This window comes from Pseudomonas sp. NPDC089395 (genome assembly GCF_044749525.1).
Classification (GTDB): Bacteria; Pseudomonadota; Gammaproteobacteria; order Pseudomonadales; family Pseudomonadaceae; genus Aquipseudomonas.
On record NZ_JBIVID010000011.1, the window covers coordinates 199,432 to 206,434 of the forward strand.

9 protein-coding genes are annotated in these 7,003 nt (G+C 63.2%); 4 read left to right on the plus strand and 5 right to left on the minus strand.

Going from position 1 to position 7,003, the window contains the following annotated elements:
• Positions 1-95 precede the first annotated feature (95 nt).
• Positions 96-1,034: a LysR substrate-binding domain-containing protein gene (locus ACIPZG_RS22310; RefSeq protein WP_400716954.1), complete on the plus strand. Its 939-nt coding sequence runs from the start codon at positions 96-98 to the stop codon at positions 1,032-1,034.
• A gap of 93 nt (positions 1,035-1,127) precedes the next feature.
• Here the strand turns inward: ACIPZG_RS22310 and ACIPZG_RS22315 are convergent, their stop codons facing one another.
• Positions 1,128-1,598: a transcription elongation factor GreAB gene (locus ACIPZG_RS22315; protein WP_400716957.1), complete on the minus strand. Its 471-nt coding sequence runs from the start codon at positions 1,596-1,598 to the stop codon at positions 1,128-1,130.
• A 2-nt stretch (positions 1,599-1,600) separates the two neighbouring features.
• Positions 1,601-1,987, minus strand: coding sequence for a hypothetical protein (locus ACIPZG_RS22320; RefSeq protein WP_400716959.1), 387 nt, complete (start codon positions 1,985-1,987; stop codon positions 1,601-1,603).
• Between the two features lie 133 nt (positions 1,988-2,120).
• On the opposite strand from ACIPZG_RS22320, the gene earP reads away from it, so the two are divergent.
• Both earP and efp read left to right on the plus strand, forming a co-directional pair.
• Positions 2,121-3,254 (plus strand): elongation factor P maturation arginine rhamnosyltransferase EarP, encoded by a 1,134-nt coding sequence (gene earP, locus ACIPZG_RS22325; protein ID WP_400716961.1) that lies wholly within the window; start codon positions 2,121-2,123, stop codon positions 3,252-3,254.
• Positions 3,255-3,302: 48 nt separating this feature from the next.
• Positions 3,303-3,872, plus strand: a complete 570-nt coding sequence (gene efp, locus ACIPZG_RS22330) for an elongation factor P (RefSeq protein WP_008092676.1) — start codon at positions 3,303-3,305, stop codon at positions 3,870-3,872.
• A gap of 130 nt (positions 3,873-4,002) precedes the next feature.
• Here efp and ACIPZG_RS22335 read toward each other — a convergent pair whose 3' ends face one another.
• The 3 genes from ACIPZG_RS22335 to ACIPZG_RS22345 form a co-directional block, all read right to left on the minus strand.
• Positions 4,003-4,431: an organic hydroperoxide resistance protein gene (locus ACIPZG_RS22335; protein ID WP_008092677.1), complete on the minus strand. Its 429-nt coding sequence runs from the start codon at positions 4,429-4,431 to the stop codon at positions 4,003-4,005.
• Positions 4,432-4,571: 140 nt separating this feature from the next.
• Positions 4,572-5,027 (minus strand): MarR family winged helix-turn-helix transcriptional regulator, encoded by a 456-nt coding sequence (locus ACIPZG_RS22340; protein ID WP_008092679.1) that lies wholly within the window; start codon positions 5,025-5,027, stop codon positions 4,572-4,574.
• A gap of 55 nt (positions 5,028-5,082) precedes the next feature.
• Positions 5,083-6,039: a LysR family transcriptional regulator gene (locus ACIPZG_RS22345; protein ID WP_400716964.1), complete on the minus strand. Its 957-nt coding sequence runs from the start codon at positions 6,037-6,039 to the stop codon at positions 5,083-5,085.
• A gap of 113 nt (positions 6,040-6,152) precedes the next feature.
• Between ACIPZG_RS22345 and ACIPZG_RS22350 the strand changes: the two genes are divergently transcribed.
• The gene (locus ACIPZG_RS22350) at positions 6,153-6,902 is read left to right on the plus strand and encodes a sulfite exporter TauE/SafE family protein (protein ID WP_400716984.1); all 750 of its coding nucleotides are present in this window, start codon (positions 6,153-6,155) and stop codon (positions 6,900-6,902) included.
• Positions 6,903-7,003: the final 101 nt, after the last annotated feature.

The window sequence follows — 7,003 nt, forward strand, 5'->3', positions numbered from 1 at the left end:
GGCCGAATGCCTTGGATGGACGCAGTATCGACCGTTGATTACCAACTGATAAGATCGCAATCACTATCAGCAGAGTGAACCTTTGGTTGATAATCATGGCCACAGAATCCTTCAGCGCCCTCGAGTGTTTCATCCGCAGCGCCGAGGTCGGCAGTTTCGCCGAGGCGGCCAGGCGCCTGAGCCTGACCCCGGCGGCAGTGGGCAAGCATGTCGCCCAGCTGGAAGCGCGCCTTGGGGTGCGGCTGTTCCAGCGTAGTACGCGCAAGCTGACCCTGACCGAAGCGGGGCAGCGTTTTCTCGGTGAAGTGAGTGACAGTTTCCGTACCATCCAGTACGCGGTCGCCAACCTGGCCAGTTCCGAAGGCCAGCCGGCGGGGCTGTTGCGGGTGAGCATGGGCACGGTGTTCGGCCGGCTTTATGTGCTGCCGTTGCTCGGCGAGTTCCTGCGCCGTTACCCGGCGATCACGCCGGATTGGCATTTCGACAACCGCCAGGTCGACCTGATCGGCCAGGGTTTCGATGCCGCCATTGGCGGTGGTTTCGAGCTGCCGCCCGGGGTGGTGGCGCGCAAGCTGACGGTGGCGCACCGGGTATTGGTGGCGTCGGCTGGGTACTTGGAGCGGCACGCGCCGATCGAAGATCCGCAGGTGCTGCAGCGCCATGACGGGATTTTGATCCGCTCACCGCAAACCGGACGTGTGCGCTCGTGGCCGTTGACCAGTCGCGGCCAAGAGCAGCAGCCATTGCTGTTGCGCCAGGCGATGACCATGAGCGATTCGGATGCGGCTTGTGCGGTGGCCGTGCAGGGCTTGGGCATCGCCCTGGTCAGCTTGCCGTTTGCCGTGCCTTACCTGGACAGCGGGGCGCTGCAGCGGGTGTTGCCGGACTGGTATGTCGACGATGGGCATATCAGCCTGTACTACGCCGGGCACAAGCTGTTGCCGGGGAAGACCCGGGCGTTCATCGACTTTGTGGTGGAGCAGTTTGCCGAGCGGGGGTTGGCCGGGCGGTTTGATGCGTTGGCTGAGGGGTAAGGGTGTCAGGGCTGGCCCTATCGCCGGCAAGCCGGCTCCCACAGGGCTCGGTGGGGTACCTGTGGGAGCCGGCTTGCCGGCGATAGGGCCGGTTCAGACAACCTCAGTGACGAAGAAAACCTGCGTACCCAGGCTCACCTCATCATCGATCCTCTTGCCTACCAGCAATTGCCCCAACGGCGAGCGCGGGGTGATGACGGTCACCCGCTCCGCGCCCTCGCCAATCTTCAACCCGGCCGCCTCCGGCCCGAGGAACAGCAACCGCTGCGCGCCATCCTCATCCTCCAGGGTCACCAGGTTGCTCACCTGCACGCCGCGCGTCGGGTCATAGTCACGCAACAGCAACTGCTGGTAGGTCAGCAACGCCTGGCGAATCTCGGCCGTGCGCCGAGCCTGGCCGGTGGCCAGGTACGACGCCTCCAGGCCCAGGGTGTCGTACTTGTTCTCGGCGACGTTCTCTTTGGCGGTGGCGGCTTCGTAGGCGGTCTGGGCGGCGCGGCGCAAGACTTCCATATCCGCTTCCAGCGCGGCATTGATGCGGGCGAGCAGGGTGGTCTTGTCCATGATCAGTAACAGAACTCCAGCACGTTGGACTGGCTCTTGTCGGTCGGTGCAGTGCGGTTCTGCGACAGCCAGAACTGACACTTGGGGCTGTTCAGATTGCGTGGGTTGCCCTGAGCGGCCTCGGCAGCCTGCTGCAGCTCCTGCTTGTGCAAGATGTCCTGGTAGCGTTCGAACATCTGGGCTTGCGCATCCGAAGGTTGTGCGGGCGCGGGCCGCACAACGGCCGGGGCGACAGCCTGGGCCAGCGGTTGCACATGCTCGGGCCAGCGCTGCACGGCCAGCCACACGCTCAAGGCGATGGCCACGGCGCCCAGCCACAGGCCGAACGCCACGCAGAGGATAAGCTGCAGTGGCTTGAGGGTGATCTTCAGTTCACGATGACGGGGCATGGCGGCCTCCTGGCAGGGCGGGTCGAGGGGCCATTGTCGCATGGCATCGGACGGAATTTCAGCGCCGGTACTTTTGTCGGCGACCATTTGGCCGCAGAATTCGCGGTTTTGGCGCAGGCAGTGGGAAGGGCACATGAAGGTCACCTGGGACATTTTCTGCACCGTCGTCGACAACTATGGCGATATCGGTGTGACCTGGCGCCTGGCGCGGCAACTGGTGGCCGAACACGATCTGGCAGTGCGCTTGTGGGTGGACGACCTGAACGCCTTCGTGCCGATGTGCCCGGGCGCTGACGCGGCTGCGGCGCAGCAGTGGCAGGAGGGGGTCGACGTACGCGCATGGCCGGCCGCGTGGCAGCCTGTGCAGCCGGCCGAGGTGGTCATCGGTGCCTTTGCCTGCCAGTTGCCGGCGCAGTACATCGACGCGATGCGCGCCCTGGCCACGCCGCCGTTGTGGCTGAACCTCGACTACCTCAGCGCCGAGGACTGGGTCGAAGGTTGCCATGGCCTGCCGTCGCCCCAGCCCAATGGGCTGCGCAAGGTGTTTTTCTTTCCTGGTTTCACCGACAAGACCGGTGGGCTGCTGCGTGAAGCCTCGTTGCTGGCGCGGCGGGACGCGTTGCAGCAGTCTGCCCAGGCGCGCACGGCATTCTTGCAGGGGCTGGGCGTGCAGGTGCGGAACGATGCGCAGCTGATCTCGCTGTTCGCCTACGAAAACCCGCAATTGGGCGCCTGGCTCGATGCGCTGGCCACGGACACCTGCGCCACGCACCTGCTGGTGCCGCGCGGGCGCATCCTTGGCGACCTGGGCAATTGGCTCGGCGAGCCTGGGTTGAAGGTGGGCGAACTGCACCAGCGCGGCGCGCTGACCGTGCAGATCCTGCCGTTCGTCAGCCAGGACGACTACGACCGCCTGCTCTGGTGCTGCGACTTCAATGCCGTGCGCGGTGAAGACTCGTTCGTACGCGCGCAGTGGGCCGGGCGGCCCATGCTTTGGCACATCTATGTGCAGGAGGAAAATGCCCATTGGGAAAAGCTCGACGCGTTCCTTGGCCATTATCGCCAGGGCTTGTCAGACGATGCCGCGCAGGCGCTGATGGCATTGTGGCGTGCGTGGAACATGGGCGACGACATGGGCCAAGCCTGGCAAGGGGCCCGCAAACACTGGGCGCAACTGCAGCAGCATGCCCGTGACTGGGCGGCCCGGCAGGCCGCTCGGCCGGACCTCGCCAAGGCGCTAGTACAGTTTTACCGAAATTCGCTATGATACGCGGCCTCGATTTTTATAAATCCATCCAGATTCGGATACTTCGTAATGAAAACTGGTAAAGAACTGAAACCCGGTACCGTACTGCGGATCGACAACGACCCGTGGCTGGTACAGAAAGCCGAATTCACCAAGTCGGGTCGCAACAGCGCGATCATGAAGACCAAGCTGAAGAACCTGCTGACCGGCTACAAGACCGAAACCGTCTACGGTGCGGACGACAAGCTGGACGACGTGATCCTGGATCGCAAAGAAGCGACCCTGTCGTTCATCAGCGGTGACTCGTACACCTTCATGGACACCTCCGACTACACCATGTACGAACTGAACGCCGAAGACATCGACGCCGTTCTGCCGTACATCGAAGAAGGCATGGAAGATATCTGTGAAGCCGTCTTCTTCGAAGGCCGCCTGGTATCGGTTGAACTGCCGACCACCATCAGCCGTCAGGTTGTCTACACCGAGAACGCTGCTCGCGGCGACACCTCCGGCAAGGTCATGAAGCCTGCCAAACTGAAGAACGGCACCGAGATCCAGGTTGCCGACTTCATCCAGATCGACGAGTGGATCGACATCGACACTCGCGACAACAGCTTCAAGGGCCGTTCCAAGAAGTAATTCTTCTTGTGATGAGCACGAAAAACCCGGCCTTGGCCGGGTTTTTTTGTGCCTGCAATTTCACAATCCGAAAGCTTGCGCGATCCCTGTAGGAGCTGGCAAGCCAGCACCTACAGGGAAATCAGGGGCTTCAGACTGTTACGTTCAACCGCACATCCACATTGCCGCGGGTCGCGTTGGAGTACGGGCAAACCTGGTGCGCTTTCTCCACCAGACTTTCTGCCTCGGCCTGGGCCAGCCCCGGCAGGTTGATGTTCAGGTCGATATCCAGGCCAAAGCCACCGGGGATCTGGCCAATGCCTACCTTGGCGGTGATCGATGCGTCGGCGGGCAGCTGTTTTTTCTCCTGACCGGCGACGAACTTCAGTGCGCCGATGAAGCAGGCCGAGTACCCGGCCGCGAACATCTGCTCGGGGTTGGTGCCGTCACCGCCCGCGCCGCCCAGTTCCTTGGGGGTGCTCAGCTTGACTTCCAGCTTGCCGTCGCTGGAGCGGGATTTGCCGTCGCGACCGCCGGTGGAGGTGGCTTCTGCGATGTACAGGGGAGTGACCTTTTGCATGGTGAACCTCGCGAGTGTGCTGGGCGCTCTGGTCGATGCAGGTGCGCCGGGTGGGTATGGGACTTAACTTAGCGCGCAATTAGTTTGCGCGCAAGATAAATACTCGCCGTCCATCGGAACGGCAACACACAGCTTAGCCCTCAGAGGTGTTTTTGCAGGTTTTCGCGCAGGTCCAGCAGGTCGGCCTGCAGCTGCTGCAGGCGTTCAAGGCTGCGTCCGCTGGCCTTGAGAATGCACGGTGGAACCGCTTTGGCCTGTTGTTGCAGGGCGCGTCCCTTGTCGGTCAAGTGCACCAGCACCACCCGTTCGTCCTCGCGGCTGCGGTTGCGCTCAAGCAAGCCTTCGCTCTCCAGGCGCTTGAGCAGCGGCGTGAGCGAACCGGGGTCGGTCAGCAGGTGCTGGCTGATTTCGCCCACCGTGCGGCCGTCCTGCTCCCACAGCACGAGCATGGCCAGGTACTGCGGGTAGGTCAGGCCCAGTGCCTGAAGCAGTGGCTTGTAGACCTTGGTCATCAGCAACGAGGTGGAGTGCAGGGCGAAACAGACCTGGTTGTCCAGCAGCAGCTCGTCACAAGAGGCTTGGGTGTCGGCGTTCATGCAGGTCCTTGAATGTCATCGATAGAGAAATCTAGCACGCTGATGGTTAGTGCGCTCATTGCCAGCGTAGTTCGCTGCGCAAGGCCAAGTCCCAAGGAGGGATCGGACTGAAGCGGCTCTTGAGAAATTCGAGCAGCAAGCGACTGCGAGAGTTCGTTTCATGTTCCAGACGGAGCGCATAAATACCGCTGGTCTCCGCCGCGGGCAGGCCGTTGTGGCAGAACAGCGGCACCAGTTCGCCACGCAGCAGGTAGTCGCTGATCAGCCACGTCGGCAAGTGGGCGATGCCCAGACCGGCAAGGGCGCCGAACAACAAGGTTTCGGCGTTGTTGGCGGTCATGCGCATGCGCGAAGGGCGAAGCTGGCGCGGTTGGCCGTCGACCGTGAAGCGCCAGGCGAAGGGCGGTGCCAGGCCGTCCCAGTCCAGGCCGTCGTGCTCGGGCAGTTCACTCGGGCAATCGGGCATGCCGCGGTTGGCCAGGTAGGCGGGGCTGGCGCAGGCGATGCGCACCATGTACGCCAGCGGTGTGGCCACCAGTCGGGTATCGGCCAGAGGGCCGGCGCGCAGCACCAGGTCGACTTCGCCCAGGTGGCTGCCGTGCAGGTCGACGAAGCTGTCGATCAACCGCAGTTGCACGTCCAGGCCCGGGTAAGCCACCAGGAAGTCGGCGATGGCCGGTGCCAGATGTCGACGGCCGAAGGCGGCGGGCGCATCGATACGGATCAGGCCTTCCGGGGCATTGCTCAGTGACACCGCTTCGGCGCGCGCCAGGCGCAGTTCCTCGATGATGCGCCGAGCGCGCTCGGCGAAGGCCTTGCCAGCGGGGGTCGCGCGCACCGCATGGGTGCTGCGGGTAAACAGCCGGCTGCCGACCGCGTTTTCCAGGTTGTCGATACGCCGCGCCACGGCGGACGGGGTCAGCGGATGGCGACGGGCGGCGGCAGAAAAGCTCCCGGCCTCCAGTACATCGAGGAACAGGCTCAGTTGGTCGGTCAGGGTATCCGGGCTCATGGCGACTTCGCTTTTGCATAAAACGCATAGCCATTGTGCGTGGCTGTGCGTTTCCGTGCCAGCCCCCAATCGTTAGCATGCTCGCATTAACAATGCAGGCGGATGAGGCCCTGATGATCGAGTGGTTGCTGTATATCGCCTTGGGCGCTGGCCTGGGCACCATGGGTGGGTTGTTCGGCATTGGCGGCGGGCTCATCGCCATCCCGGCCTTGGGTGTGTTGTTTGGGCTCGACCAGCAGTTGGCGCAGGGCACGGCCCTGGTCATGGTGGTGCCGAACGTGTTGCTGGCGCTGTGGCGCTATCACCAGCGCAACCGCATCGAACTGCGCCATGCGCTGCCGCTGGCGCTGTGCAGCTTCCTGTTCGCCTGGTTGGGCTCGATCTGGGCGGTGGGCATCGATGCGCAGTCCATGCGCCTGGGCTTCGTCGGTTTCCTGGTGGCGCTGGCGATCTGGAATGTGGCGCGGATGTTTCTCAAGGTGGCGCCGGCGAGCACCGAGTTGCGGTATCCCTGGCCTTGGCTGGGGGTGTTGGGAAGCTTTGCCGGGGCCATGGGCGGTTTGTTCGGGGTGGGCGGCGCGGTGGTGGCCACGCCAATCCTGACCAGCGTATTCGGCACGACCCAGGTGGTGGCGCAGGGGCTGTCGCTGGCGCTGGCGGCGCCGAGCACCACGGTGACGTTGCTGACCTATGGGGTGCACCAGAGTGTCGATTGGAGTGTGGGGATTCCGTTGGCGGTGGGTGGGCTTTTGAGTATCAGCTGGGGGGTGCGGCTGGCGCATGCGCTGCCGGAGAAGGTGTTGCGGGGGATGTTCTGTGGGTTTCTGGTGGTGTGTGCCGTGATGTTGGGGTTTGAGCTTTGAGATTTTGGGAGGGTGTCAGAAATTTTGTGTTCGGGCATAACATGAGTAAGAGGTGCATGTATGCCAACCAAAAAGAAATCTGAACGCCAACCAGTGCGAGA

Excerpts from the sequence above, each read along its gene's own strand:
- ACIPZG_RS22310 (WP_400716954.1), top strand. The coding sequence starts at position 96 with ATGGCCACAGAATCCTTCAGCGCCCTCGAGTGTTTCATCCGCAGCGCC.
- ACIPZG_RS22315 (WP_400716957.1), bottom strand. The coding sequence starts at position 1,598 with ATGGACAAGACCACCCTGCTCGCCCGCATCAATGCCGCGCTGGAAGCG.
- ACIPZG_RS22320 (WP_400716959.1), bottom strand. The coding sequence starts at position 1,987 with ATGCCCCGTCATCGTGAACTGAAGATCACCCTCAAGCCACTGCAGCTT.
- earP (WP_400716961.1), top strand. The coding sequence starts at position 2,121 with ATGAAGGTCACCTGGGACATTTTCTGCACCGTCGTCGACAACTATGGC.
- efp (WP_008092676.1), top strand. The coding sequence starts at position 3,303 with ATGAAAACTGGTAAAGAACTGAAACCCGGTACCGTACTGCGGATCGAC.
- ACIPZG_RS22335 (WP_008092677.1), bottom strand. The coding sequence starts at position 4,431 with ATGCAAAAGGTCACTCCCCTGTACATCGCAGAAGCCACCTCCACCGGC.
- ACIPZG_RS22340 (WP_008092679.1), bottom strand. The coding sequence starts at position 5,027 with ATGAACGCCGACACCCAAGCCTCTTGTGACGAGCTGCTGCTGGACAAC.
- ACIPZG_RS22345 (WP_400716964.1), bottom strand. The coding sequence starts at position 6,039 with ATGAGCCCGGATACCCTGACCGACCAACTGAGCCTGTTCCTCGATGTA.
- ACIPZG_RS22350 (WP_400716984.1), top strand. The coding sequence starts at position 6,153 with ATGATCGAGTGGTTGCTGTATATCGCCTTGGGCGCTGGCCTGGGCACC.